This is a genomic window from Blastococcus mobilis, from assembly GCF_900188025.1.
In the GTDB taxonomy this organism is placed as follows: Bacteria; Actinomycetota; Actinomycetes; order Mycobacteriales; family Geodermatophilaceae; genus Blastococcus_B; species Blastococcus_B mobilis.
Genome location: NZ_FZNO01000021.1, coordinates 1 through 24,277, shown reverse-complemented (window position 1 = coordinate 24,277; position 24,277 = coordinate 1). Strand labels below are relative to the sequence as shown.

25 protein-coding genes and 1 other RNA gene are annotated in these 24,277 nt (G+C 71.3%); 7 read left to right on the top strand and 19 right to left on the bottom strand.

The window, feature by feature from the left end:
• Nucleotides 1-252: 252 nt before the first annotated feature.
• The 4 genes from CHB94_RS17465 to CHB94_RS17450 are packed head-to-tail and all read right to left on the bottom strand — an operon-like array spanning nucleotide 253 to nucleotide 4,163.
• Nucleotides 253-1,416: a glycosyltransferase gene (locus CHB94_RS17465; RefSeq protein ID WP_089337836.1), complete on the bottom strand. Its 1,164-nt coding sequence runs from the start codon at nucleotides 1,414-1,416 to the stop codon at nucleotides 253-255.
• 7 nt (nucleotides 1,417-1,423) lie between these two features.
• On the bottom strand, nucleotides 1,424-2,311 hold the full coding sequence (locus CHB94_RS17460) for a class I SAM-dependent methyltransferase (protein ID WP_141137540.1): 888 nt from the start codon (nucleotides 2,309-2,311) through the stop codon (nucleotides 1,424-1,426).
• Nucleotides 2,308-2,841: an acyltransferase gene (locus tag CHB94_RS17455; RefSeq protein WP_141137539.1), complete on the bottom strand. Its 534-nt coding sequence runs from the start codon at nucleotides 2,839-2,841 to the stop codon at nucleotides 2,308-2,310. Before CHB94_RS17455 ends, CHB94_RS17460 begins: the two co-directional genes overlap by 4 nt.
• Before the next feature lie 29 nt (nucleotides 2,842-2,870).
• Nucleotides 2,871-4,163, bottom strand: coding sequence for a glycosyltransferase family 4 protein (locus CHB94_RS17450; protein WP_176445611.1), 1,293 nt, complete (start codon nucleotides 4,161-4,163; stop codon nucleotides 2,871-2,873).
• 217 nt (nucleotides 4,164-4,380) lie between these two features.
• Between CHB94_RS17450 and CHB94_RS17445 the strand changes: the two genes are divergently transcribed.
• From CHB94_RS17445 to CHB94_RS17430, 5 genes are all read left to right on the top strand, one after another.
• Complete coding sequence (locus CHB94_RS17445) at nucleotides 4,381-4,761, top strand: aromatic amino acid lyase (RefSeq protein ID WP_254920726.1); 381 nt, start codon at nucleotides 4,381-4,383, stop codon at nucleotides 4,759-4,761.
• A 23-nt stretch (nucleotides 4,762-4,784) separates the two neighbouring features.
• On the top strand, nucleotides 4,785-5,027 hold the full coding sequence (locus tag CHB94_RS17440; protein ID WP_089337831.1) for a hypothetical protein: 243 nt from the start codon (nucleotides 4,785-4,787) through the stop codon (nucleotides 5,025-5,027).
• 118 nt (nucleotides 5,028-5,145) lie between these two features.
• Nucleotides 5,146-6,960: an RNA polymerase recycling motor ATPase HelR gene (helR, locus tag CHB94_RS17435; protein WP_254920725.1), complete on the top strand. Its 1,815-nt coding sequence runs from the start codon at nucleotides 5,146-5,148 to the stop codon at nucleotides 6,958-6,960.
• Nucleotides 6,939-7,292: an ATP-binding domain-containing protein gene (locus tag CHB94_RS26285; RefSeq protein ID WP_254920724.1), complete on the top strand. Its 354-nt coding sequence runs from the start codon at nucleotides 6,939-6,941 to the stop codon at nucleotides 7,290-7,292. The genes helR and CHB94_RS26285 overlap by 22 nt, the downstream gene beginning before the upstream one ends.
• 310 nt (nucleotides 7,293-7,602) lie before the next feature.
• A complete protein-coding gene (locus tag CHB94_RS17430) occupies nucleotides 7,603-8,169 on the top strand; it encodes a dihydrofolate reductase family protein (RefSeq protein WP_089337830.1) in 567 nt (188 codons plus the stop codon).
• Between the two features lie 669 nt (nucleotides 8,170-8,838).
• Here the strand turns inward: CHB94_RS17430 and ssrA are convergent.
• The 13 genes from ssrA to prfB form a co-directional block, all read right to left on the bottom strand.
• Nucleotides 8,839-9,213, bottom strand: a transfer-messenger RNA (tmRNA) gene (gene ssrA, locus CHB94_RS17420).
• Nucleotides 9,214-9,282: 69 nt separating this feature from the next.
• A complete protein-coding gene (locus CHB94_RS17415) occupies nucleotides 9,283-9,744 on the bottom strand; it encodes a protein-tyrosine phosphatase family protein (RefSeq protein ID WP_141137538.1) in 462 nt (153 codons plus the stop codon).
• On the bottom strand, nucleotides 9,744-10,874 hold the full coding sequence (locus CHB94_RS17410) for a magnesium and cobalt transport protein CorA (protein WP_089337904.1): 1,131 nt from the start codon (nucleotides 10,872-10,874) through the stop codon (nucleotides 9,744-9,746). The genes CHB94_RS17415 and CHB94_RS17410 overlap by 1 nt, the downstream gene beginning before the upstream one ends.
• Before the next feature lie 263 nt (nucleotides 10,875-11,137).
• The gene (locus CHB94_RS17405) at nucleotides 11,138-12,760 is read right to left on the bottom strand and encodes an SLC13 family permease (RefSeq protein WP_089337829.1); all 1,623 of its coding nucleotides are present in this window, start codon (nucleotides 12,758-12,760) and stop codon (nucleotides 11,138-11,140) included.
• A 50-nt stretch (nucleotides 12,761-12,810) separates the two neighbouring features.
• The gene (locus tag CHB94_RS17400; RefSeq protein ID WP_089337903.1) at nucleotides 12,811-13,293 is read right to left on the bottom strand and encodes a carboxymuconolactone decarboxylase family protein; all 483 of its coding nucleotides are present in this window, start codon (nucleotides 13,291-13,293) and stop codon (nucleotides 12,811-12,813) included.
• Nucleotides 13,294-13,369: 76 nt separating this feature from the next.
• Nucleotides 13,370-14,248 (bottom strand): SCO6745 family protein, encoded by an 879-nt coding sequence (locus CHB94_RS17395; protein WP_089337902.1) that lies wholly within the window; start codon nucleotides 14,246-14,248, stop codon nucleotides 13,370-13,372.
• Between the two features lie 10 nt (nucleotides 14,249-14,258).
• Nucleotides 14,259-15,257: a GNAT family N-acetyltransferase gene (locus CHB94_RS17390; protein WP_089337828.1), complete on the bottom strand. Its 999-nt coding sequence runs from the start codon at nucleotides 15,255-15,257 to the stop codon at nucleotides 14,259-14,261.
• Nucleotides 15,258-15,440: 183 nt separating this feature from the next.
• Nucleotides 15,441-16,349: an amidohydrolase family protein gene (locus tag CHB94_RS17385; protein ID WP_089337827.1), complete on the bottom strand. Its 909-nt coding sequence runs from the start codon at nucleotides 16,347-16,349 to the stop codon at nucleotides 15,441-15,443.
• Entirely contained in the window at nucleotides 16,346-17,269 is a 924-nt protein-coding gene (locus CHB94_RS17380; protein WP_089337826.1) for an NADP-dependent oxidoreductase, read from the bottom strand. The genes CHB94_RS17385 and CHB94_RS17380 overlap by 4 nt, the downstream gene beginning before the upstream one ends.
• A 4-nt stretch (nucleotides 17,270-17,273) precedes the next feature.
• Nucleotides 17,274-17,750, bottom strand: a complete 477-nt coding sequence (gene smpB / locus CHB94_RS17375) for an SsrA-binding protein SmpB (RefSeq protein WP_089337825.1) — start codon at nucleotides 17,748-17,750, stop codon at nucleotides 17,274-17,276.
• Between the two features lie 44 nt (nucleotides 17,751-17,794).
• Nucleotides 17,795-18,679 carry a permease-like cell division protein FtsX gene (ftsX, locus tag CHB94_RS17370; RefSeq protein WP_089337824.1) on the bottom strand — a complete coding sequence of 295 codons (885 nt, stop codon included), beginning with the start codon at nucleotides 18,677-18,679 and terminating at the stop codon, nucleotides 17,795-17,797.
• An 83-nt stretch (nucleotides 18,680-18,762) separates the two neighbouring features.
• A complete protein-coding gene (gene ftsE, locus CHB94_RS17365; protein WP_089337823.1) occupies nucleotides 18,763-19,452 on the bottom strand; it encodes a cell division ATP-binding protein FtsE in 690 nt (229 codons plus the stop codon).
• 257 nt (nucleotides 19,453-19,709) lie between these two features.
• The gene (gene prfB, locus CHB94_RS17360) at nucleotides 19,710-20,822 is read right to left on the bottom strand and encodes a peptide chain release factor 2 (protein WP_089337822.1); all 1,113 of its coding nucleotides are present in this window, start codon (nucleotides 20,820-20,822) and stop codon (nucleotides 19,710-19,712) included.
• A gap of 47 nt (nucleotides 20,823-20,869) precedes the next feature.
• Between prfB and CHB94_RS17355 the strand changes: the two genes are divergently transcribed.
• The gene (locus CHB94_RS17355) at nucleotides 20,870-21,157 is read left to right on the top strand and encodes a DUF6343 family protein (RefSeq protein ID WP_176445610.1); all 288 of its coding nucleotides are present in this window, start codon (nucleotides 20,870-20,872) and stop codon (nucleotides 21,155-21,157) included.
• A 5-nt stretch (nucleotides 21,158-21,162) separates the two neighbouring features.
• Here the strand turns inward: CHB94_RS17355 and CHB94_RS17350 are convergent, their stop codons facing one another.
• Both CHB94_RS17350 and cutA read right to left on the bottom strand, forming a co-directional pair.
• Nucleotides 21,163-22,992, bottom strand: a complete 1,830-nt coding sequence (locus CHB94_RS17350; RefSeq protein WP_254920723.1) for a putative bifunctional diguanylate cyclase/phosphodiesterase — start codon at nucleotides 22,990-22,992, stop codon at nucleotides 21,163-21,165.
• A 105-nt stretch (nucleotides 22,993-23,097) separates the two neighbouring features.
• The gene (gene cutA / locus CHB94_RS17345) at nucleotides 23,098-23,424 is read right to left on the bottom strand and encodes a divalent-cation tolerance protein CutA (protein ID WP_089337821.1); all 327 of its coding nucleotides are present in this window, start codon (nucleotides 23,422-23,424) and stop codon (nucleotides 23,098-23,100) included.
• A gap of 65 nt (nucleotides 23,425-23,489) precedes the next feature.
• On the opposite strand from cutA, the gene CHB94_RS17340 reads away from it, so the two are divergent.
• Entirely contained in the window at nucleotides 23,490-23,726 is a 237-nt protein-coding gene (locus CHB94_RS17340) for a hypothetical protein (protein ID WP_089337820.1), read from the top strand.
• Nucleotides 23,727-24,277: the final 551 nt, after the last annotated feature.

The following is a 24,277-nucleotide window of genomic DNA, read 5'->3' as shown; positions in this document are numbered from 1 at the left end:
GGGTTTCCCGTGATTAGGGACCTCCGTGGCCACGGGCGTGGTGGAGGCTGGTCGGTCCCCTCGCGATCGGACGCCGGCTCACTCCTTCGGTCCAGGGCCGGGCCGGTCGCGGGGCTGCCACGAGGAAGCGGCGGACGCCCTCCCGCACGACAGCGACGACGACCACATCGACCGTCAAGACGGCTTCGGCGTGGCGCAGCCGACCGGAGTCGCATCTCTTCGCCGGCACCCCATCGACGACGGGTACGTCCGTCAGGGGCCGCCGACCGCCAGGCTCAGCACCTCCGCGGCGATCTTCTGGACGACCACGCGCGGGTGGAACCTGGCCGACAGACGCTGCAGGTCGAACGCGACGGCCCGCCGGTCCTCGGGATGCTCGAGGAACCAGCGCAGCCGCTCCTCCAGCGGCCCCTCCCCCGGCTCGTACAGGACGTCGGGATGGCCGTCGCAGATCTCCGGGTAGCTGCCGACCCGCGGGAGGATGCAGCAGTTCCCCGTGTACATCGCCTCGAGGGTCGACACGCCGAGGCTCTCGTGGGTCGCGGTCGACACCTGGAGGTCGGCGGCCCACAACGCCGCGAAGTACTCGTCCAGCGGCAGATCGCGGCCGAGGATCACCTGCTCCGGAAACCGTGCCGCGAGTTCGGCGATGGCCTCGCCACCCGGCTGCCAGGGGGCGAAGTCACGGGTGATGAGGACGGCGACGTCCTGGTGCGGCAGCACCCGCGCCATGACGCGGGCGAAGAGCTCGGGGTTCTTGCTGGACACCGGGGCGTGGTTGAAGACCACGGTCGGCCGGGGGAACCGGCGGCTCGTACGGCAGGCGTCGATCCGGTCGACGGCGAGGGGCAACCCGACCACGGCGGCATGAGCGTCCACGTGCTCGGCCAGCGGGGCGTTGAAGGCGCCGATCGTGCTCCGCAGCGTCGTCCGCATGTACTCCGAGACCAGCAGCACGCGGTCGAGGACGTGCAGGTTGGCCAGGTCGAGGACCTCCATCCCGGGGTAGGTCTCGAAGCGGAAGGTGTCGGTGGGGTCCCAGTGGCTGCCGTGCGTGTAGCCGACGATCGGGATCGACAGACCCAGGTCTAGCAGCATCCGCCTGATCTCCACGGGAAAGACCGAGAAGATGTGGAAGCAGAAGATGACGTCGGGAGGGTCCTCGACGAGCTCGCGGAGCACGCTGCGGTAGTTCGCGAGGATCCACGAGAGCCGGTGATCCGGACCTCCCGGATCGGCAGGCGCCGCATCGAGCCGGGGACGGACGACGTCGAGCCCGAGGGCCGCCAGCCCGTCGCGGATCGCCGCGGACGCGGTGATGCCGTATCCGATCGCGTCACTGGACGGAACGCCGGCCTTCGGATCGGGCACCGTGTAGCCGTCCAGATAGAGCACCCGGCACCCGTTCCGGCTCATCGCCGCCTCACCGGGTCCCGCCGGGCAGCTTGTAGCCGAGCACGGCGTAGTCCTGTGGTCCGAACAGGGCTTGCACGACGTGCCCCCCGAGCTGGGCGCAGCTGTCCTGATCGCCGGGGGGCGCCGGCGGAGCAGCCTTCGGATGCAGCGGCCGGACCTCGATGTCTCCGAAGCCCTGCGTGGACACGAGGTACTCCGTCAGGGCCGGGGGAAGCGGCGACCGGTGCGTCGGGTCGTTGTAGAAGTCGCAGGCGGCCATGACCAGGTTGGTGGGGTTCGGCGTCTCCAGCAGCAGGCAGCCGCCGGGACGGAGCGCCCCTCTCGCCGCTGCCAGCAGCGCCAGCAGGTCCTCGGTGGCCAGGTGCTCGATGACGTGGAACGCCGTGACCATGTCGACGGAGTCGGGTGGCAGTGCCTGCAGGTACCCGAGGGCGTCGCCGAGCTCCATGTCCAGGCCACGCGCGCGGCCCGCCGCCACGAAGTCGGGGTTGGCGTCGACGCCCCGGGCTGCCACCCCCGTGGCGCGGAGCAGGGTCAGCCACTCCCCTCGACCGCAGCCCAGGTCCACGACGCCGCCGGGGCCGGCGAGCCGGTGCACGTCGGGCAGGTAGCCCTCCAGCTTGGCACCGACCTCGGCGGTCGAGCCGCGGAAGTGCTCGGTGAAGTCGGCGTAGATCGCCGCGAAGCGCGGGCCCCATCCGTCGGCGGCGGAGCTGCTCCCGCCGCTCGCCTGCAGACTCCGCAGCTCGGCCTCCACCGACTGCAACCGCTCCTGGGTGTCCCCGACCAGGCGGCGCAGCTCGTCGACGGCATGGCCGAGGTTCGTGACCTGGCGCTCGAGGTCCACCTCGCGCGCCCGCGGCGGAGTTCCGTCTCGAGCGGCGCTCGGGCTCATCCCGCGCCCACTCTGCCGGCTTCCCCGGCGTCGGGGCCGGCGGGCGCGGCGGCCGGCGCGTCCGGCCTCGGGATCTGCCGGAGCACCCTCGCCGGGCTGCCCGCGACGACGGTGTAGGGCTCGACGTCACCCATCACCAACGACGCGACCCCGACCACGGAGTGCGCGCCGATGCGGCAGGGGGCGACGACGATGACGTTGCTGGACAGCCAGGCACCTTCTTCGATCACCACGTCGCGGCCGGAAGGCGGAACGGCCACCTGACGTTCGGCGCCGAACTTCGTCCAGTCGTGCGTGCCCGTGAGGATCGAGACGTTGTGCCCGAAGAACGCGTACTCGCCGATCGTAACGTTGCCCGAGGACAGGTTGATCAGGGCGTTGTTCAGGATGGCCGTCGGATGGACGTGCAGGCGGTCGGGGTCGCCGTAGACGAGCGGCCGGAACAGTGCCGGGTCCTCGGTGTCCCGCGCTCCTGGCGGTTTCCCGTCGGGGCGATCGGCGGAGAGAAGAGCGAGCCCACGCTCTCGCACGGCCCTCATTGCGCGGTTGACCAGAGACATCAGGGTCCCCTCCTGCCGCCACGGCGGATCCCGGAGCCTGCCACTACCCCCCGGCGGAGGGGTTGACCCTCCTCGCCATCGGCTTCGCGAAGCACCTGGGCGTACATCCGGGCGTGGAAGTCGGCGATCTTCGGCCACGTCCATTGCTCGGCGCGCGCGCGGCCGGCCGTGGCCAGCCTCGTCGCGAGGGCACGGTCGGACAGCACGAGGAGCAGTGCGTCGACCAGTGCAGCGGTGTTGCGCGGCGGCACACGGAGGACTCCCTCCACCTCCGTCGGCCGCTCCACCTCGCCGGGAGTTGAGGTCGCGATCGTGGGGACGCCGTGCGCGAGCGCGGCGAGCAGAGACCCCGACTTGGCGGTCACCCCGGCGTCGAACGGGAACACCGCCGCATCCGCGGCGCGCAGCAGGCGGGACACGTCGTCCTCGTCCAGATAGCCGGTGAAGATGACGTGCTGCTCGACGCCGTGGCGGCGTGCGGCGTCCTTCAGGCCCCGGCGCATGGCGTCCGCGGCACCCTCGTTCACGGAGTGGCTCTCGCCGCCGCCGGCGACGACGAGCCGCAGACCGGGCACCACCCGGCGCACGGCGGCGACCGCCTCGATGAGGCCCGCCAGGTCCTTGACCGGATGGAGGAACCCGAAGAAGACGGCGAGGCGTGCGTCCGGTGGCAGGCCGAACGATGCCCGGACCGCCGTCGGGACGTCCTCCCCGTCGAGCCGGGCGACCGGGATGTTGGGCGCGATCGGGACATGTGTCACCCCGAGCCGAGGATCGGCGAAGCGGGCGCGCACCACGTCGGCGTGCTCGGGGGCGGTGACGAGCAGCCGGTCGGCCTTCACCGTCAGCGCCAACGTCTCGCGGTCCGCGCGCTGCTGCCGCTCCACCGCGGACCAGGCGGCAGAGCGGAGCCTCCGACCGGCGCCGGTCGCCGTCCAGACGCCGTACTCGTGCAACGTGGCCACCACGGGTGTGGCGGCCGGGAGGAGCAGCGGCAACAGGCCCACCGCCCGGGAGAAACCAAAGGCGGACGGCGCGAACTGGACGTGCACGACGTCCAGTGACAGCCGCGCGATGGTCCGGGCAGCTCGGCGGATCCCGCGGACATCCCAGCGGTCGGTCACACCGACGATCTCCTCGCCCGGTGTCCGTGCGTATCGGTGCGCGGTGCAGATCAGGGACTCGCACCCGGCCGCCCGCAGCTGCCTGGCGAGGTGACGGGTGTAGTCGGCGACGCCGTCACGCGCGGGGTCGAAGTGTCCGCAGACCAGCCCCACACGCAGTCGGCCCACCCCACACCTCCCCCTCCTGGCATGCCGCGGGCCGTCCGGCATGGCCGGCGGCCGATGGCCGCCGTCCAGGTCTGTCCCGACGACGACAGCCGCTCGAGATCATCGGCGCCGCCCGACCGGCTGACCAGGCGTTCCCGCGCGGCGGGCGGGTGGCACCGGGAACGGGCGTCGTCACGGGAGGGTCAGGTGGGTCCGCCTCCAGGCAGGTCGTCCCCAAGTGCCGACCCGCGCGCGAGACCCGGCTGCTGGCCCAGGCGGAGACCTACGCTCAGCGCGCCGCCGGCATCCTCTCGGGCACGAGGCGCTCAGATCACCTGTCATCAGCAACTTCCACCCGATGATGCTGGCGATCTCCTGTGACGCGCTGCGGATCGCCGTCGCGCACGTGGGACAGCTCAGCGAACGCCGGCTGGCCCACCTCTGGGAGGCGTTCTTCCGTCAGCCGCCCGGTCCACCCTCGACGAGCGCGTACGGGATACAGCTCCGTTATCCGGCGGCAGCGGTCGTCGCGGAGCTCAAGCAGCTCGCCGCGCCGGCGACCCTGACATCCCGCCGCAGAACCTCGGCGTCGAGGACCACGCCACCGGCGCCCCGCTGAGCGTCCGCAAGACCGACACCGCGGTGAGCCTCCTCGAGGATCTCCTGGCGGTCGAACTGCTGCTGGCCAACGACATCCTGGCCAGGGCGTCGACCAGGCCGGCTCTCGGCGCCGGAACGGGCGCTGTGCTCGACATGGTCCAGTCGGCGATCGCCGCGGCCGATCCCTACCCGGACGCCGTCCACGGGGTCCTGCGCACGCGGTTCCCGTCGCCGAACGGTCGGACGGGCGGGGTCCACCGACCTCACGGGAGCCCCGGTCGATGACCCGTGCTGCGCAATGGTCCGAGCAATTCCCTCATTTCCTTTGTAGCAGATTGCCGCCGCTCTCATGAGCGCCGAAATTTGTATCTAAGGTGACGAGCCTCAGATCGAATCTGATGAGGTGAGCCCTTTGATCACCAACGCGTTCGACCTTCCCGACCACCTCACCCCCAAGGCCGACCCGGCGCTGATCGCCGCCGACGAGCAGCACTTCGCGGCCATCGCGGAGAACCTCGACCAGTCGATCGCCGACCTGTCCGACCGGCTCGACGCCGAGCGCAAGGCACCCGGCGGCATCGGCCAGGAAGCGATGGACCGGGACATGCAGATCCACCGGCTGGCCGCTCGCCTGCGCACCCTGCGTCGCTTCCGTCTCGACCTGTGCCTCGGACGCATCATTCGCGCGGACGACCCCGAGCCGGTGTACATCGGACGACTCGGCCTCACCGACACCGCGGGCCGTCGGTTTCTGCTCGACTGGCGTTCTCCCGCGGCCGAGCCGTTCTTCGGAGCGACCCGCGCCAACCCCATGGGCCTGGCCAGCCGGCGCAGGTATCGCTGGACCCGCGGCCGGATCACCGACTACTGGGACGAGGTCTTCACCGCGGACGGGTTCGAGGGGCATGCCGCGCTCGACGACCAGTCCGCCTTCATCGCCAGCCTGGGCAGCAACCGGTCGGACCGGATGCGGGACGTGCTCGGCACCATCCAGGCCGACCAGGACGCCATCATCCGCGCGGGATCCGACGGCGCTCTCGTCGTCGACGGTGGTCCCGGCACGGGGAAGACCGTCGTCGCCCTGCACCGCACCGCCTTCCTGCTCTACTCCGACTCCCGCCTGGGGCACCGCCGGGGCGGCGTGCTGTTCGTCGGTCCGCACCAGCCCTACCTGGCCTACGTCTCCGACGTCCTTCCCAGCCTGGGAGAGGAGGGCGTGCAGACCTGCACCCTCCGCGATCTCGTCCCCCAGGGAGCGGCAGCAACGATCGAGTCCGACCCCGAGGTGGCCCGCCTGAAGTCGTCCATGGACGTGGGAACGGTGATCGAGGCGGCCGTCCGGTTCTACGAGGAGCCGCCTCCCCAGGGGATGACGGTCGAGACCGACGCGTCGGACATCTGGCTGAGCGCCGACGACTGGGCCGAGGCGTTCGAGGCGCCAGACCCCGCTACCCCGCACAACGAGGCGCGCGACCAGATCTGGGAGTCACTGCTCTCGATCCTCGTCGACACATACGACGGCGACGAGCCGGTGGAGTTGCTCCGCAAGTCACTGCTCGAGAACAGGGAGCTGCTCGCTGCCTTCGACCGGGCGTGGCCGCTGCTCGACGCCACCGACCTCGTCGGAGACCTGTGGTCGGTGCCCGCCTACCTCCGGATGTGCGCTCCCTGGTTGAGCCCCGACGACGTCCGGGCGCTGCAGCGCGCGGACGTCCGAGCCTGGGCGGTGTCCGACCTGCCGCTGCTGGACGCGGCACGGCAGCGGCTCGGTGACCCGGAGGCTTCCCGGCGCAGGCGTCGGCAGGAGGCCGTCGTCGCCGCCGAACGCGAGCGCATGGCCGACGTCATCGACCGCCTGATCGAGGCCGACGACTCCGAGCTGCTGTTGATGACCAGCCTGCGCCACCAGGACCTCCGGGACGCCCTGGTCGACGAGGCCGCACTGCCCAGCGCCGACCCGGACCTGCTCGCCGGTCCGTTCGCGCACATCGTCGTGGACGAGGCCCAGGAGCTGACCGACGCCGAGTGGCAGATGCTGCTGCTCCGCTGCCCGTCGCGGAGCTTCACCATCGTCGGGGACCGCGCCCAGGCCCGGCACGGATTCAAGGAGTCGTGGCAGGAACGGCTCCAGCGGATCGGGCTCGACCGGATCACCCTGGCCTCCCTCACATCAACTACCGGACGCCGGAAGAGGTCATGGCCGAGGCCGAGCCCGTGATCCGCGCCGCGCTCCCGGACGCCAACGTGCCGACCTCCATCCGGAGCACCGGCGTCCCCGTCGTCCACGAGTCCGTCTCGGAGTTGGACTCGATCCTCGACGCCTGGCTCGCCGCGCACAACGAGGGGATCGCCTGCGTCATCGGTGACCCCATGTTCCAGTCCAGGCCCCGCGTCCGGTCATTGACCCCGGAGCTGTCGAAGGGGCTCGAGTTCGACCTGGTCGTTCTCATCGATCCGGAGACGTTCGGCACGGGCATCGAAGGAGCGGTCGACCGCTATGTCGCGATGACCCGAGCCACCCAGCGACTGGTCATCCTCACGAGCTCCTGACGCCGGTCACGACCTCGTCGAGCTCCTGCCTCCACTCGGTGACGATGGCGGGGGGCGATGGTCCGCGGCGGCCCTCTGCTCACACGTGAGGGCCGAGCGCAGACTCCGGGAGCGGCACGTGCGGTCCTCCGGAGGTGGCTCAGGCGCCGGCGAGCAGGGTGGCGAGGGCGACGTGCACGGCGGTGCCGACGGCGATGCTGAGCAGGATGTGCCGCTTCCACAGGTGCCGAGCGAAGACCGGCGGGACCGATGAGATCGTCCGCGTCCGCCGGTCCGAGCTCCCGGACCGAGTCGTGGATCAGGAGGACGCATGCGGAAGATCGTCGTGCACATGATGCTGTCGCTGGACGGCTACTTCGAGGGGCCGGACCACGACCTCAGCTGGCACCTCGTCGACGAGGAGCTGCACGCGCACTTCAACGAGCAGCTCGCGACCATGAGCGCCTTCGTGGAAGGCCGGGTCAGCTACGAGCTCATGGAAGCGGTCTGGCCGACCGCCGACCAGAACCCGGACTACCCGCCGACCATGCGCGAGTTCGCCGGCATCTGGCGGGCGGTGCCGAAGATCGTGTTCTCCCGCACGCTGCAGGAGGTCGGTCCCAACGCCTCGCTGCGGGCAGAGGTGGACCCCGACGAGATCCGCGCACTGAAGCAGCAGCCCGGCGGGGACATGACGCTCGGCGGTGTCGACCTGGTCGAGACCTTCCGCCGACTGGACCTGGTCGACGAGTACCGGCTCTACGTCAACCCGGTCGTCATCGGCCGCGGTCGACGGCTGTTCGAGACCGCCGACAACCCGACCGACCTGGAGCTGGTGGAGAACCGGCGGTTCAGCAACGGTGTCGTCCTGCTGCGCTACGCCGTCCGACGGCCCTAGGACCTGTCTCCGAAGTCATCGGAGCCAGAGCAGGATCGAGGCGTGGACGATCGTGCCGCGGTGGACGAGGGGGTGTTCGTCGTAGCGGGTGGCGATGCCGCGCCATTGCCTGAGCCGGTTGAACGCCCGCTCGATGACGCTGCGCTGCTTATAGTCCTGGGCGTCGTAGCTGACCCGCCGCGGGAGCCCGCGCTTGGCGGCGGGCTCGAGGACGACCGCGGTGACACCACGCGCCCGCAGATGGGCGCGGTGGCCGCGCGAGGAGTACGCCTTGTCCCGGGGGGCGTGTCCGTGGTCAGCTGGAGACGGTCGAGCAGGACCTGGCGGAGGGTGCCACCGCCCTAACGGCCGCCCTGCGCTTACTGGACAAGCCGCAGCAGCTCTTCCAAGAGGCCGGCGAGACGACCCGGCGTCTGCTCACCCAGACCGTCTTCGAGCGTCTGTACATCGACGATGGCGACGTCACGGCGGTGCGCTACCAGCAGCCCTTCGGCGACCTGTACGAAGCGGGCCAGACCTGGCGGTCCACCAAGACGAGCGCCGGCCGTCAGAGGGCGGGCACACAAGCGAAGAGCCCCGACACCAGCGGTGCCGAGGCTCTTCCAGGGGGTTGGGCCGACTTACTCGCCTCTGTGTCCTTGGACAGCGGTTCGAGCAAGACGGTCCTGGTGGTGGAGGTGGCGGGAATCGAACCCGCGTCCTTCGATGAATCACCAGGGCTTCTCCGAGCGCAGTCTGCGTTGCCTCTGCTCGGCCCCATCGATCATGCAGACGAGTCGATGTGACGGGCCCAGTCGCTGTTGGATGTCCCGCGCGCGCCCGCGACCGGCGCGCGCAGTGAGTCATCTAGCTGATGCCAGGATCCGGGCCGATGACGAACCCGGGCTGACAGACTCGCCTAGCTGCTATCAGGCAGCGAGAGCGAAGTCGTGCTGCTTATTCGCGGCACTTGTTGGTTTGCAACGGATGGTTAACGAGCTCATCGTTGCCTTCCTCGGCTCGCTTCCCCTGGTCACCCGACCGAAGTCGAGACCATTCACCCCCTGTGTAGTTGTGCACCGAGCCTAACGGCTCCGGGCCCCGCTGTGTTCCCCGGGCGAGAGTGTCCCCCGATCAGCCCACCCGGCGCAGCCACCAGCGCTGCCAGGGCGTCTCGACGGCGCGCGGGTGGAACTCCCGCCGTACCCATGCGAACGCGTCCTCCGGCGGCAGCCCGTCCAGCACGGCGAGGGCGGCCAGCGCCGTCCCGGTGCGCCCTGTCCCGCCCCGGCAGGTGACCTCCACCCGTTCCCCGGCGAGCGCCCGACGGCGGACCTCCCGAAGGGCGTCGAGTGCGTCGTCCCGGTCGAGCGGGACCCAGAAGTCCGGCCACCGCAGCCGACGGTAGGGCCAGCCCGGCACGGGCCCCGCCGCCAGGACCAGCGCGAAATCGACGGGCGACGCCCGGTCCCCCAGGCGCCGCCCCCGCACCCGGGCACCCCCGGGCAGCCGCACCACGCCCGGCTCGTCGTCCCGGCCCCGCTGCAGGGTCCCGCCGCGAGCTTGCGAGCGGTGGGGGGCAGTGGGGTCCTTCATCAGATCCAGTCGCGGCGTTTGAACACCAGGTAGAGCGTGACGCTGACTCCGACCATCAGCAGGAGTGCCATGGGATAGCCGAGCTGCCAGCCGAGCTCCGGCATGTCCTCGAAGTTCATCCCGTACACGGTCCCGACCAGGGTCGGCGCGAAGAGGATGGCCGCCCACGCCGAGATCTTCTTGACCTCCTCGCCCTGCGCAATCGAGGCCTCCGTGAGCTCACGGATCTCCTCGTTCTGCCGCTGGGCGACGAGCGTCGCGTTGACGGTCAGGATGTCGCGCAGCTGCAACCGGAACGCCTCGGCCCGCTCGTTGACCTGGGTGACGTGGTCGGCGACGTCGCGCAGGTAGCTGCGCAGCTCCTCGTCGACGCCGTACTTGTCGAAGCCGGCGGTGATCGCGGCCAGGATGCCGGTCAGCGGCGCGGCGGCGCGCTGGAACTCGAGCACCTCCTGGGAGAGCTCGTAGATGCGCCGGGACACCCCTGGGTCACCGCGGAAGACCTCGGTCTCGATCTCGTCGATGTCGATCGCCAGCCCGTCGACGACCGGCCGGTAGCCGTCCACGACCGCGTCGAGGGTCGCGTACAGCACGGCCTCGCTGCCCTTGGCCAGCAGCGCGGGCTCGCTCTCCAGGCGGCGGCGCACCCGGGAGAGGTCCGGCGACTCGCTGTGCCGGACGGTGATCGCGAAGTCGGCGCCGAGGAACAGGTGCAGCTCCCCGAACTCGACCTCCTCCGTGGCGTCCAGGTAGCGGGCGGCCTTGAGGACGACGAACAGCGTGCCGCCGTAGCGCTCGAACTTCGGCCGTTGGTGGGCCTTGATCGCGTCCTCGACGGCCAGCTCGGGCAGGTCGAAGAGCTCGGCCAGCTCCCCCAGCTCGTGCGGCTCGGGGCGGTAGAGGCCGAGCCACGCCAGGCGGTCCTCACCGGCCGCCAGCTCCTCGCGGCTCTCGGCGGCGCTCGTGGGAGTGGCAACCCGTCGTCCCTCCGAGTAGACGGCGTTGTCCACGATCCGCGACCGCGGCTTGGGCGCGGCCGTCGGAGGCTCGGCGAGACGCATGTCGACACGCGGCGGGCGGCGGGCGAGGGTGGTGAGGGCGGTCAGCGGCGCGAGGCGGCGCTCGGTCATGACGGACTCCCGGAGGGCGGGGACGGCGAGGGACACCGGGGAGGTCCCCGCTCCGCCCGGCCTCCCTGCGGGGTCCCGCCGCGAGCTTGCGAGTGGCGGGGGGCAGGGAGGCCCTTCTTCAGGCGGGGAGGACCTCGAGACCTGTACTGGGAGGTTCGCTGCGCATGAGCTCACTCCCTCCCGGTCGGGGCCGCGTCCGTCCGCAGGCCGTCGTCCATGGTGTCACGGTCTGTCCAGTGGGTCGCCCGCGCGGGTGAACCCGATCAGCCGCCGGGGTTCCCGAGCACCAGACCGACCATCAAGGGCAGGAGCAGCACGATGAGGAGCGCGCCCAGGACGTCGAAGGAGACCCCGGACCGGATCATCTTGGTGATCGGCACGACGCCGGAGCCGTAGACGATCGCGTTCTGCGGTGTGGACACCGGCAGCATGAAGCCGAACGAGGCGGCGAAAGTCGCGGCCAGCGCCGGCACGAACGGGTTGATCTCGGCGGCGATCGCCACCGGGATGATGATCGGCACCACGACGGCGGCCGACGCGGTGTTGCTCGTGGTCTCGGAGATGATGATCGCCAGGATCACCGCGAACAGCGTGATCGCGAACGTGCTGGTGAGGCCGAGCAGGCTGGCCGATCCCTCGCCGATCGTCTGCGCCAGGCCGGTGCTGTCGAGCAGCGACCCGAAGATGATCCCGGTGCCGAACAGCAGGATCGTGCCCCAGTCGATCGTTGCGGCGTCGCTCCAGTTCAGGGTGTACTCCCGCGACTTCCAGTCGGTCGGCAGGACGAACAGCAGGGAGGCGCCCAGGACGGCGATGATCCCCTCGTTGAGCCGTCCGCTCACGGTCTCGTAGATCGCGGAGTCGGTACCGGCGGCGAGCGCGATGATGCCGGGGAAGATCCACAGCGTCACGGTGACGCCGAAGGCGATCAGCGTGTTGCGCTCGGCGCGCGAGAACTTGCCGAGCTGGGAGCGCTCGGCCTCCACGTACTCGTGGACCCCCTCGATCTGGCGGATCTCCGGGCGGTTGAGCAGCAACAGCACCGCGGCCAGCGCCACGAACATCAGCGCGCAGATCGGCATCGCCATCAGCATCCAGTCGAGGAAGCCGATCCGTTCCCCGGTCGCCTCCTCGATCAGGCCGCGGCCGATCAGGTTCGGCGGCGTGCCCACCGGGGTCAGCAGCCCGCCGACACTGGCGCCGTAGGCGAGCATCAGCATGAGCGCGACGCCCACCCGCAGCCGGAGCGGGTCGAAGTCCGGCCGCACCAGCTCCTTGTCCTGCAGCAGCTTGGCGATCACCGACAGGATGCCCAGCGCCGTCGGCAGCAGCATGGCCACGGTGGCCGTGTTGGAGACGAACGCCGAGAGCAGCGCGGTGATGGCGCCGAAGGCGATGACCACGCGGTAGGTCGAGGTGCCGACGAACTTCAGGGACAGCACGAACATGGCGAAACGCCGGGCCAGGCCGTGCTTGAGCATGGCGGCGGCCAGGATGAACGCCCCGATGAAGGTGAAGACCGTCGTCGACCCGAACGGGGCGACGGCATCGGCTGCGGGCACCACCCCGAGGACGACGATGGCGCCGATGCCGATCAGCCCTCCGACGGGGATCGGCACCGGCTCGGTGATCCACAGGATGATGACCCCGAGCAGGATGGCAGCCAGCAGGTGCTGCTGGCGGGGCAGGTCGATCGGCAGCAGAGCGAAGACGATCGTCACCGCCGGGGCGAGGAACAGCCCGACGGTGCGACGGCCCTTCTCGAACCGCTCCTCGGCCGGGCTGAGTTCCTGCTCCCCGAGGCTCCGGTACGTCGCGCTACCGCGGAAGGCGGCGTCGACGTCGGTTCGCTGTCCGGGCGCGCCCGGTCGCTCGGTCGTGGTCATGCCGCTCTCCCATCGTGGGGATCGTGACCTCGACCATAGGGAGGGACGGGTCAACCGGCGACTTCACCGTCCGGCGGCGGCACCTCCAGCGCTACCAGGAAGCGGGAGACCATCGCGTACCCCGCGACCGTCGTCACCAACTCGACCACCTGCCGGTCGTCGAGGTGCTCGCGGACCGCGGTGAAGACGGCGTCCGGGACGGCGACGTCGCGGGTGGAGGCGTCGGTGAACGCGAGTACGGCCGCCTGAACCGGCGTCCAGCCGGGGCCTCGGCTCGGATCGGGCAGGCGGAGTAGTTGCAGCTGCACGTCGGTGAGTCCGGACCGGCGGCCGATCGGCTCGTGGGCGGTCCACTCGAATACGGCGTCGTTGAGGACCGCCACCCGCAGGATGACCAGCTCGCGGAGGTCGGCGGGCAGCGTCGTCCCCGAGCGCAGGGCACCCATGAGTGCGTTCCAGCCCTCGGCGACCGGCGGGCTGTGCAGCAGCAACCGGTCGAGGTCGCTGAGGCGGCCACCTCGCCGGGCCCGCATCAGCTCCGCGGTCGCTCCCTCTCCGGACGTGGGCGTGATCCGGGGGCCGTGGAGCTGGTCGCCTGTCGACCCCCGCTCAGCCACGACCGGCGAGGACTCCGGGCGGATAGGCGCCGTTGCCCACCATAATCCGGACCAGGCCCTTCGCCAGCTCGACCACCCGTGCCGTGGCCTCGGGGCCGAGCAGGAGCCACGGATCGGCCGAGAGCACGTCGGTCCGCGCCTCGATCCGGGTCCGCAGCTCCTCACCCTCGGCGGTCAGCCCGGCGTCGTCGAGCAGGCCGCGCTCTGCCAGGGCGGCGCAGCCGTCGGCCCAGTCCTGCTCGCTCCAGCCGCGGGTGGCTCGTGCGGCGGCCTCGGTGAAGCCGCGCCCGGTTGCCGTGTGCGTGATCAGCGCCTCGAGGCCGGACAGCCCGGTCTGGAGCAGGGTGGCGATGTGACCGTCCCCCCGGTACTCGCGCAGCAGGGTCGCCCCGTGCCAGAGGGAGAGGACCGGTTCCTCCGGCCACGGCAGGTCGGCGTGCCCGGCGTACAGCGGCCGGCCCTCGGGGGTGAGCCCCGCACACGCCTCCCGCAGGAGGGCCGCCAGCTCGGTCACCTCCGGAGATCCCGCGACGTCAGCACCCAGCAGCCGGGTGAGGGACGCACCGGCGGCGTCGAGCCGCGCAGCGAGAACCTGCTCGGGCGCGGCCAACGTCCAGGCCCGCGGGATCATGTGCGCCACCAGGGACGGCGAGAAGTTGTAGAAGGTCGCCGTCACCACCCCGGCGCCGACGGCGCCCATCGGGGCGGCCCGGCCGGCGAAGTAGCTCATCCGCCCCGGCCGCAGCCCCAGGGCGACGAAACGCTCGTCGTGCTCGGGGGCGAAGTAGAGATGGGAGTGCAGCGGTTCGACCGCCCGGTGGGCGCGGGCGACGGCGGCAGGGTCCAGGGCTGGCTGATCGACGCTGACCATGCGCCGCACCTTACTGAGAAACCACGGCAGGCAGCGCCCGCGTCCAGGACACCTGGGTCCGCCGCTTGGTGAAGCCGAGGCCCTCGTAGAGCCGGAGGGCTCCGGTGACGTTCTCGCTGTCCACCTGCAGGCCGGCACTGCGGCAGCCCCGCTCCGCCGCCGCACGGAGGGAGGTGGCGATGATCGCCTTCGCCAGTCCGCGGCCGCGGGCAGCCGGCAGGACACCGATCTGGCCGAAATCCACCTGCTCGTACCCGTTGGCCGCCGTGTCGGCCTCGAACACGTAGGCCAGCGCGTAGGCGACGACGGCATCGTCGACCAGCGCGAGCGACGACAGCTCGGGCCGGAACGCGCGCTGGCCGGTGAACAGGGTCCGCCACGTCGTCTCGTCCCGGTCGGCAGAGCCGTGGTGCTTGGTGAAAGCCGCGTTGTGCGCCCGCCGGACCTCGTCGTCGCGGTCCCAGCTGAACGGGACCAGCTGCACGCCCTCCACCGCCGGGACGGCCGGCAGGTCGGTGAGCGGGCGCTCCATCACGAAGTACCAGCGCTCCTGCTCGAGCCCGGCCCGGCGCACGAGCCCCTCCAGCGACGACATGGAGGTGTAGACCTCGACCGAGAGGACCGCCGGGGACTCGGGGTGCCGCTCGGCGTGCACCTCGCGACCACGCTCCAGCTGCCAGGCCAGCAGCCCGCAGCCGATGCCGCGGTCGCGCCAGGCCGGGTGGACGCGTGCCTCGAGGATGATCCGGAAGGCGTCGCGGAACGTGGGGAGAGCCAGCACGGTGGCCCAGGCGACGAACCCGCCGTCCGGTGAGGTCACGGCGAGGCTGTCCCGCTCGAGGTCGACGAGGTCGTTGACCCACCACTCGGTCAGGTCGTCGGGGCTCCAGTGCTCGCCGGTGTCGTCGAGCTCCTCGGCGGCCTCCAGCAGGGCGGAGGCGTCGGCGACGTCGTCGGCGGCGAGCGGGCGGACGGTGAGGCCGTCGGGCAGTGTGGGGAAGTCAGCCACGACGTCGGAGGCTAGGCAGCCGCCGACGTCCCGGCCACCGGATTCAGCGACGGACGAGCAGACAGAGGGGGTGGCCCGCGGGGTCGTCCCGGAGCGGCCGGCCGAGCAGCCGCTGGTAGGAGCGCACCGGCCCACGTAGGTCCGGCGTGCCGAGGACGGTGGCGGTGCGGGCGAAGCTCGGCGTCAGGCCTGCAGGCCGAACAGCCGGGCGCCGTTCTCCCAGAGGACGGCGCGCAGCCACTCCTCCCCCAGCTCCAGCCGGTGCAGCGCCGCCAGCTGGTGGGCGTACGCGTACGGGATCGAGGGGAAGTCGGTGCCGAGCAGGACCTTGGCACGGAGGTCGGCCAGCCGGGGGCGGTCGGCCGGGTCGAAGGGCATGAGCCGCTCGGTGAAGTCGGTGGCGAACATGGTGGTGTCCAGGTGCACCCGCTCGTACCGCTCGGCGAGGTCGAGGAACTCCCGGTACTCGGGCATGCCCAGGTGGGCGATGACCAGCTGCAACCTCGGGTAGCGCTCCAGCAGCCCGGTCACCGGCTCCGGGCCGGTGTGCTCCCCGGCGAGCGGCCCCGACCCGCAGTGGATGACGACGGGGGTGCCCGTCTCCTCCAGCCGCGCCCACACGGGGTCCAGCAGCGGGTCGCGCGGGTCGAAGGAACCGACCTGGACATGGACCTTGAACACCCGCGCCCCGCGCTCCAGCGCCTCGGCCACGTACCCGGCGGCCCCGGGCTCGGGGTAGAAGGTCGCCGACTGGAGCACCTGCGTGCGGGCGGCGGCGAACCCGGCCGACCACTCGTTCAGCCACGCCGCCATCCCCGGCTTGTGCGGGTAGGGCAGCGTCGGGAAGGCGCGCACTCCCAGCCGGTCGAGGACGGCCAGCCGCTCCTCGTCGGGCAGCGCGTAGGCGATCGGCCAGCCCGTGCCGTAGTGCGTCTCGGCCTGCGCGAAGTACTCCCACACCTTCGCCTGCACGCGCTCGGGCAGGAAGTGCACGTGCACGTCCACGAGCCCGGGGAGGCCCAGCTCGCGCCAGTAGCGGGGGACGTCGGCGTCGTCCGCCGGCGGGAGCACCGTGCTCGTGGCCCGGCTCATCGCAGCGTGACGACGACCTTGCCGCGCACGTGACCCTCGGCCACCATCCGCTGCGCGGCGACGAGCTCCTCGAGCGGGAAGGCCTTCGCGATCGGGACCCGCAGCTGCCCGGCGTCGGCCATGCGCCCCAGTTCCTCGAGGTCGTGCTGCTCGGGGTGGACGAACACGTACCGTCCGCCCATCTGGTTCACCGACGGATCGACCACCGACGCGATCCGGGAGACGTCGCGCACCTGCTTCGGGGCGTCGGCGAGGGCGTCCCCGCCGACGAGATCGAGCACGGCGTCCACCGGCTCGGACAGCTGCCCGCTGATCGGACCGGCGGAGTAGTCGAGCACCTCGGCGGCACCGGCGTCCTTCAGGAAGCCGTGGTTGCGCGGACTGGCCGTGCCGATGACGTGCGCCCCCAGCGCGACGGCGATCTGCACCGCGTTGAACCCGACGCCGCCCGCCGCCCGGTGCACGAGCACCCGGTCGCCCTCGCCGACGTCGAGCGCCTCGGTCAGCGCCTGGTAGGCGGTCAGCCCGGCCAGGGGGAGCGCGCCGGCCTCGGCGAAGGAGAGCGACTGCGGCTTGTGCGCCAGGCAGCGCTGCGGCGCGGGCACGAGCTCGGCCGCCGTCCCCCACTGGACGTCGTCCCGGCGGACGTAGCCGAACACCTCGTCCCCGGGCCGGAAGGCGACGACCGCCGGTCCGACCGCCTCGACGACCCCGGCGACGTCCCAGCCCGGCACGATCGGGAAGTGGTGCGGGTAGGCGCCGGCGAGGTATCCGGCGCGGATCATCATGTCGACCGGGTTGACCCCGGTGGCGTGCACCCGCACCAGGACGGTGTCGGGCCCCACCGGGGGCTCGGGCAGGTCGTCGCGCAGCTGGAGGACGTCGTCGTCGCCGAACCGGTCGTAAGCCATTCCCCGCATGCGGTCAGCGCCGTCCCTTCACGTACCGCCCGAAGGCCTTCTGCATCTCCCGGCGCGAGTCGCGCTCGGCGAGGTCCTGCCGCTTGTCGTAGGACTTCTTCCCCTTCGCCAGCGCGAGCGTGGCCTTGACCTTGCCGTCCTTGAAGTACAGGTCCAGCGGGACGAGCGTCAGCCCGCCCTCCTTGGTCTTGCCGATCAGCTTCTCGATCTCGGCGCGGTGCATGAGCACCTTGCGCTTGCGCCGCGGTGCGTGGTTGGTCCAGGTGCCCTGCGTGTACTCGGGGATGTGCACGTGCTGCAGCCACACCTCGCCGTCGTCCACGGAGGCGAAGCCGTCGACCAGTGAGGCCCGGCCGGCCCGCAGGCTCTTCACCTCGGTGCCGGTCAGCACCAGGCCCACCTCGTAGGTGTCGAGGATGGCGTAGTCGTGCCGCGCCTTCTTGTTCTGGGCGATGAGCTTGCGCCCGGTCTCACGCGGCATGTCCCCAGGCTACTGCGCCGCCCGACCACGCCCCGGGAGAGGAACTACAGCCGGACGTACAGCCGCAGCGTGACGTAGGCGGCGATGCCCGCGAGGCCCACCCCGGCGGCGGCGATGACGGGCGCGATCAAGGCGATCGCCGACCAGTCGACCGGCGGGATGATCCCGGCCTTGATCGGACCGGCCAGCGTGCGGTCGACGAAGAGCACCTTGGTGAGCACCAGCCCGCCGACGGCCAGCAGTGCCCCGATCAGCCCGGCGACCGCGGCCTCGAGGATGAACGGCAGCTGCGTGTACCAGCGGGAGGCGCCCACCAGGCGCATGATGTTCGTTTCGTTGCGGCGGTTGAACGCGGCCAGCTGGATGGTGTTGGAGATCAGCAGGAGCGCCGCCAGCGCCTGGACCACCGCCACGGCGATGGTGGCGTTGCGGGCGCCGTTGAGCAGGCTGAACAACCGGTCGAGGAAGTCACCCTCGTCGCGGACCTGGTCCACGCCGTCGGCGCCGGCCGGGAACTCCGCCTTGATGACCTCGTAGCGCTCGGGGTTGACCAGCTCGACGCGGAAGCTCTCGGGCAGCGCGTCCGGCGGCGTGTTCTCGACCAGCTCGGGCTGCTGGCTGAACTGCTGCTGGAAGCGCTCGAACGCCTCGTCCTTGGACTCGTAGATGTAGCTCTTGACCTCCGGGGAGCTCTCCAGCCGCGACTCGATGCCGGCCCGCTGCTCCTCGGTGACGTCCTCGGCCAGGAAGATGGAGACCTGCACCTTGTCGTAGTAGATCTCCTTCATGTCGGAGATCATCCCGGCGATCAGCAGCCCGGTGCCCATGAGTCCGAGGGAGATCGCGGTCGTCAGGATCATCGCGACCGTCATGGTCAGGTTGCGACGCAGCCCGGTGGCCACCTCGGAGAGGACGAAGTTGACGCGCATGGATTCCCTATCTGGATTCGTGCACGGGGCGAGACGAGCGTCTCGACGTCAGCGGCACGTGGTTGTGACGACTGGCCGCTGGTCTAGCGGCCGACCCCGTAGACGCCGCGCGACTGGTCGCGGGTGAGGACTCCCCCGTTGAGCTCGATCACGCGCCGGCGCATGGAGTCGACGATGTGGTAGTCGTGCGTCGCCATGATCACCGTGGTGCCGGTGCGGTTGATCCGCTCCAGCAGCAGCATGATCCCCTCGCTGGTCTCCGGATCGAGGTTTCCGGTGGGCTCGTCGGCGAGCAGCACCAGCGGCCGGTTGACGAACGCGCGGGCGATGGCCACCCGCTGCTGCTCGCCGCCGGAGAGCTCACCGGGGAGCCGCTGCGCCTTGCCCTCGAGGCCGACCATCTCCAGCACCTCGGGCACGACGCGCTTGATCGTCCGCGCGGGCTTGTTGATGACCTCGAGCGCGAAGGCGACGTTCTGGGCGACCGTGCGGTCACGGAGCAGGCGGAAGTCCTGGAAGACGCAGCCCATGGTCCGGCGCAGCTTGGGCACCTGCCACTTGCTCATCGTGTTCAGCGTCTTGCCGTTCACGCTGATCGTGCCGGAGGTCGGGGTGTCCTCCTTGAGCAGCAGCCGGAGGAACGTCGACTTCCCCGAGCCGGAGGATCCGATGAGGAAGACGAATTCGCCCTTGTCGATCTCGGTGGACACGTCGTCGAGGGCTGGTCGGCTGCTCGCCGGGTACAGCTTGGTGACGTGTTGCAGTTCGATCACGAGGCGCCACGGTACCTGCCTCGGCGATGACAATGCCCCGTCTGCGACGGAACTCGCGGGAGTCCTTCTCGCACACAGTGACCGGCGCGCGGAAACCCCCCGGTCGACAATTACAGACGGTCGCGTCCGACACTCTCGGGTGGCCCCATGTGAGGTCGCCGACTACCGTCAGCCGGCCCCCTGCGGGGTCCCGCCGTGGCCCCGTCCCGGGTCCCCCCTGAGCTTGCGAAGGGTGGGGAGGACGGGGTCTCCTACTGTCAGCCGGCGTCGACGGTCTCCTGCTGACGGCGCCAGCGGATGCCGGCCTCGATGAAGGCGTCGATGTCACCGTCCAGGACGTTGGCGGGGTTACCGGTCTCCACCTCGGTCCGCAGGTCCTTGACCATCTGGTACGGGTGCAGCACGTAGGAGCGCATCTGGTTGCCCCAGCTGCTGCCCTCCCCCTTGAGCGCGTCCATCTCGGCGCGCTGCTCCTGCTGGCGGACGACGAGCAGCCGGGCCTGCAGCACCCGCAGCGCGGCCGCCCGGTTCTGGATCTGGGACTTCTCGTTCTGGCAGGACACCACGATGCCGGTCGGGATGTGGGTCATCCGGACGGCGGAGTCGGTGGTGTTCACGCTCTGCCCACCCGGCCCGGAGGAGCGGAAGACGTCGACCCGGATCTCGTTCTCGGGGATGTCGACGTGGTCGGTCTGCTCGACGACGGGCAGCACCTCGACCCCGGCGAAGGAGGTCTGGCGCCGGCCCTGGTTGTCGAACGGGGAGATGCGGACCAGCCGGTGGGTGCCCTGCTCGACCGAGAGCGTGCCGTAGGCGTAGGGCACCTTGACGGCGAAGGTGGCCGACTTGATGCCGGCCTCCTCGGCGTAGCTCACGTCGAGGACCTCGGTGGGGTACTTGTGCCGTTCCGCCCAGCGCAGGTACATGCGCATGAGCATCTCGGCGAAGTCGGCGGCATCGACGCCACCGGCCTCCGAGCGGATGGTCACGAGCGCCTCGCGGGAGTCGTACTCGCCGGACAGGAGGGTCCGGACCTCGAGCTCATCGATCGCCGTGCGGATGCTGGCGAGCTCGCGCTCGGTCTCGGCGATCGTCGCCTCGTCGTTCTCCTCGGCGGCCATCTCGTGCATCAGGCCGACGTCCTCGAGGCGGCTGCGCAGGTCCTCGACGCGGCGCAGGTCGCCCTGCAGGTAGGACAGCCGGGAGGTGAGCGCCTGGGCGGCCTCGACGTCGTTCCAGAGGTCCGGAGCGGCCGCCTGCTGCTCCAGGTCGGCGATCTCGCTGCGCATGTCGTCGATTCGCAGCACGGCCTCGATCGACTTCAGGGTCGTGTTCAGTTCGTCCAGGACGACGGAGAAGTCAGCAGCCACGTCTGGCCAGGGTAGTGCGCCGCGGCCCAGGGGTAGCCATCCCTGGCATGAGTGAGCCTCGCAGACGTCGTTCCCGGGCGGACTACGAGCGCGGCCTGCCCGACCATCACGACCCCACGGCCGGCTTCGCCGGAGCTCCGCCGGCCCGGTCGGCCCTCACGCTGCGGCTCGTGCTGGCGATCTTCGGGCTGGTCGTGTGCGTCGCCGGTGGGCTGGGCTGGCTGGCGACGGACCTGCCCGCCTGGCCGGGCGTCGTCCTGCTCGTGCTGGGCGCCGTGGCGCTCGTCGACATCGTCGTGATCGTGCGACGGAAGGCGCGGGGCGAACCCGGCTGACGGGACTAGCGACGCGCGGCGAGCAGCCGTCCGGCGGAGCGGCCGAGCCGATTCCGGGCGCGCGTGACCGGGCGCGCCGAAAGCCAGCCCATCAGCTCGTCGGCCGGCATCGGCCGGGCGATGTGGTAGCCCTGGGCGAAGGTGCAGCCGAGCTCCGTGGCCAGCGCGAGCTGTTCGGCGGTCTCCACGCCCTCCACGAGGCTGCGCATGCCGCAGGCCTGGCCCAGGCCGACGACGGCGGCGATGGCCGCGGCCGACTGACTCCGGCGGCCCAGGGCACCCGCGACCAGGCTGCGGTCGATCTTCAGCACGCCGGCCGGGATGTTGACCAGCTGACCCAGGGACGAGAACCCGGTGCCGAAATCGTCGATCGAGACCTCGACCCCCGAGATCCGCAGGGCCGCGAACTGGGCCGCGGCCCGCTCCGGATCCTCCGCGACGCTGGTCTCGGTCAGCTCCACGATCAGCCGCTCGGGGGGCAGCCCGGACGACGCGAGCGCCTCGGCGACGTCGTCCACGAGCGTTCCGGAGGCGAGCGTCGTCGCACTGACGTTGACGCCCACCACCAGCGGGACGCCGGCCCGGTTCCACTCCGCCGCCTGCCGGGTGGCTGCGCCGAGCACCCAACGGGTCAACGGGTCGATCAGGTCGTACTGCTCGGCGACAGGGATGAAGTCGCCGGGCGGGACCATGCCGCCGTCGGGATGCTGCCAGCGGATCAGCGCCTCCACGCCTTCCACCTCGCCGGTGGGCAGGTGCACGATCGGCTGGTAGTGCAGGACGAACTGGTCGGTCCCGAGCGCCTCGCGGAGCTCGGCGGCGACCCGGACCTTCCGCTGCACGGCCTGGCGCAGGTCCGGGGTGAACACCCGGATCCCGTTGCGGCCGGCAGCCTTGGCCGCGTACATCGCGAGGTCGGCGTCGCGGACCAGGTCGGCGGACCGGGTGCGCGGCGCGTCACTGCCCTGCACGGTCGCGATGCCGATGCTGCCGGTCAGCCGTGCGGGTCGACCGCCGAGGTCGAACGGCCGCGCGAACGTGCTCTGGAAGCGGCGGGCCAGTGCCTCGGCACCGTCGGCGTCGCAGTCCCGGCAGAGGACGACGAACTCGTCGCCGCCGAGCCGGCCCACGGTGTCGTGCACCCGGGTGTTCGCGACGAGCCGGCCGGCCAGCTCGCGCAGCAGCCCGTCGCCCACGTCGTGACCGAAGGAGTCGTTGACGTCCTTGAACCCGTCGACGTCGAGGAAGAGCACCGAGACGGGGCGGCCGTCGGCGCGCTGCAGCTCGACGTCGATGAGCTCGTGCAGATGGGGGCGGTTGGGCAGCTCGGTGAGCTCGTCGTGCCGGGCACGCCAGGTCACGGCCTGCTCGGCCTGCACGCGGGAGCTGATGTCGGTGTGCGTGACGACGACGTGGCCCGCCTGGTCCATCCGGGAGGCGTGCACGTGGTACCAGCGCGTGACCGAGTCCGAGGGGTGCGTGATCGAGTAGTCGAGGGAGACCTCGTCGCGCTCACCCCGGGACAGCTCACGGAGGGACTGCACCAGGCCGCGGGACACCTCGTCGTCCCAGAGGTTGAGGATGTTGTCGTAGTAGCTGGAACCGACACCGTGCTGGACGCGCTCGTCGTCATAGGTCGAGGCGCGGCGGCTCCAGGCGGTGTTGCCCAGCAGCAGCCGCCCGTCGGGGTCGAGCAGGACCGTCGGGGAGGGCAGCGCGTCGAGCACCGCCTCCACGAGGGCGGCGTCGCGGTCGTGCGAGCCCGTGCGGGCGCGCACGTCGACCGACAGCTCGGCCCTTCCCGGTCCTTCTCGCACGTCTCCCCCGGTGGTCACGGACGCATCGGCGGCGCCCTCGACCCCTACATCGGCAGCCGTGCCCGGGGGTACAGGTCACGATGACCGTTCTCCCCGCAAAGGGTGAGACGAGATCGTCCGCAATCAGGCGGGGCGGGTCTCCTCGGCGATCCAGCGCAGGTAGGCCGGGTTGCCGCCGACGAGTGGCAGGGCGATCACGCAAGGGACGTCGTAGGGATGCAGCTCCGCGGTGCGCGCGACGATCTCCGGCACCAGGGACCGGCGGGTGTGCAGCGCCACGCGGGCCTCGGGCTCGTCGTGCACCTCGCCGTCCCAGCGGTAGACCGACCTGATCGCCTGCAGGTTGTGGCCGCAGGCGGCCAGCCGCTCCTCCACCAGCGTCCGGGTGAAGGCGGCGAGCCAGTCGGCGTCCTCGGCGGTGACGACGACCTCGCAGTACTCCTCGTCCACGCCGTCATCCTGGCCCCCGACCGGTCGTGGCGTGGAACCTCGGTCCCCGCGGGTAGGGGCCCGACATGACCGATGACATGACGATCCAGATCGACAGCGAGGAGTACGTCCTCCGGCAGGACGGCGACGGCTTGCAGGTGGGGCGCCGGAACGGGGCGGACGTGGCCTGGTTGGACACGGTGGACCTGGACCTGCTGCCCGGACCGGCGCGAGAAGCGCTCGAGCGCGGGGACACCTCGGACGAGGCACTGATGACCGCGCTGCGCGGCGTCACCCAGGCCGAGGTGGAGCGCGGCGGCTGAGCACCTCGGGCCGGCGGGTGCGCCACGGGCCGGTGGCGCACCCGCATCCGTCCGACGCCGATCCGGCGGATGAACGTCAGGCGCCCCTGAGCCGACTCAGCCGTCGACGTAGCGGAGACGCTCGACGACGTACTGGCCGGTGGCGGTGTTGGCGTCGATGAACTGCGGCAGCAGCAGATACGCACGGTCACGGTCACGGTCACGCAGACGGAGAACTCCTCCCCCGGCCTCAGCGTCGGCGAGTAGCCGCCGGCCGCCTCAGAGTCCGCGCCCGCCGGCGCGTAGGCCAGGCGCAGATCGGTGACGTCGACCGACTGGTCCTCCACCGCCAGCTCCGCCGCCCGCGGCGCCGCTCCTGCCCGATGCCCGGGTCCGGTGCCGGTCAGCCCGGCCTCGGCCAGGAGCAGTTGCCGTCGTCCCGGGCGGCGCGGCGTCGTCCGGGGCTCCGGTGCCCGGGGGCCGCTGCGCCAGATCAGCAGCAGCCCGACACCCAGCAGCAGCCCGAGCAGTGCTCCGGATCCGCTCACGAACGGTCTCCGAGCAGGGCGGGC

Coding starts and splice junctions, on each gene's coding strand:
- CHB94_RS17465 (WP_089337836.1), bottom strand. CDS start 1,416: ATGAGCCGGAACGGGTGCCGGGTGCTCTATCTGGACGGCTACACGGTG.
- CHB94_RS17460 (WP_141137540.1), bottom strand. CDS start 2,311: ATGAGCCCGAGCGCCGCTCGAGACGGAACTCCGCCGCGGGCGCGCGAG.
- CHB94_RS26285 (WP_254920724.1), top strand. CDS start 6,939: ATGGCCGAGGCCGAGCCCGTGATCCGCGCCGCGCTCCCGGACGCCAAC.
- CHB94_RS17430 (WP_089337830.1), top strand. CDS start 7,603: ATGCGGAAGATCGTCGTGCACATGATGCTGTCGCTGGACGGCTACTTC.
- CHB94_RS17415 (WP_141137538.1), bottom strand. CDS start 9,744: ATGAAGGACCCCACTGCCCCCCACCGCTCGCAAGCTCGCGGCGGGACC.
- CHB94_RS17410 (WP_089337904.1), bottom strand. CDS start 10,874: ATGACCGAGCGCCGCCTCGCGCCGCTGACCGCCCTCACCACCCTCGCC.
- CHB94_RS17405 (WP_089337829.1), bottom strand. CDS start 12,760: ATGACCACGACCGAGCGACCGGGCGCGCCCGGACAGCGAACCGACGTC.
- CHB94_RS17400 (WP_089337903.1), bottom strand. CDS start 13,293: ATGCGGGCCCGGCGAGGTGGCCGCCTCAGCGACCTCGACCGGTTGCTG.
- CHB94_RS17395 (WP_089337902.1), bottom strand. CDS start 14,248: ATGGTCAGCGTCGATCAGCCAGCCCTGGACCCTGCCGCCGTCGCCCGC.
- CHB94_RS17385 (WP_089337827.1), bottom strand. CDS start 16,349: ATGAGCCGGGCCACGAGCACGGTGCTCCCGCCGGCGGACGACGCCGAC.
- CHB94_RS17380 (WP_089337826.1), bottom strand. CDS start 17,269: ATGCGGGGAATGGCTTACGACCGGTTCGGCGACGACGACGTCCTCCAG.
- smpB (WP_089337825.1), bottom strand. CDS start 17,750: ATGCCGCGTGAGACCGGGCGCAAGCTCATCGCCCAGAACAAGAAGGCG.
- ftsX (WP_089337824.1), bottom strand. CDS start 18,679: ATGCGCGTCAACTTCGTCCTCTCCGAGGTGGCCACCGGGCTGCGTCGC.
- CHB94_RS17355 (WP_176445610.1), top strand. CDS start 20,870: ATGAGTGAGCCTCGCAGACGTCGTTCCCGGGCGGACTACGAGCGCGGC.
- CHB94_RS17340 (WP_089337820.1), top strand. CDS start 23,490: ATGACCGATGACATGACGATCCAGATCGACAGCGAGGAGTACGTCCTC.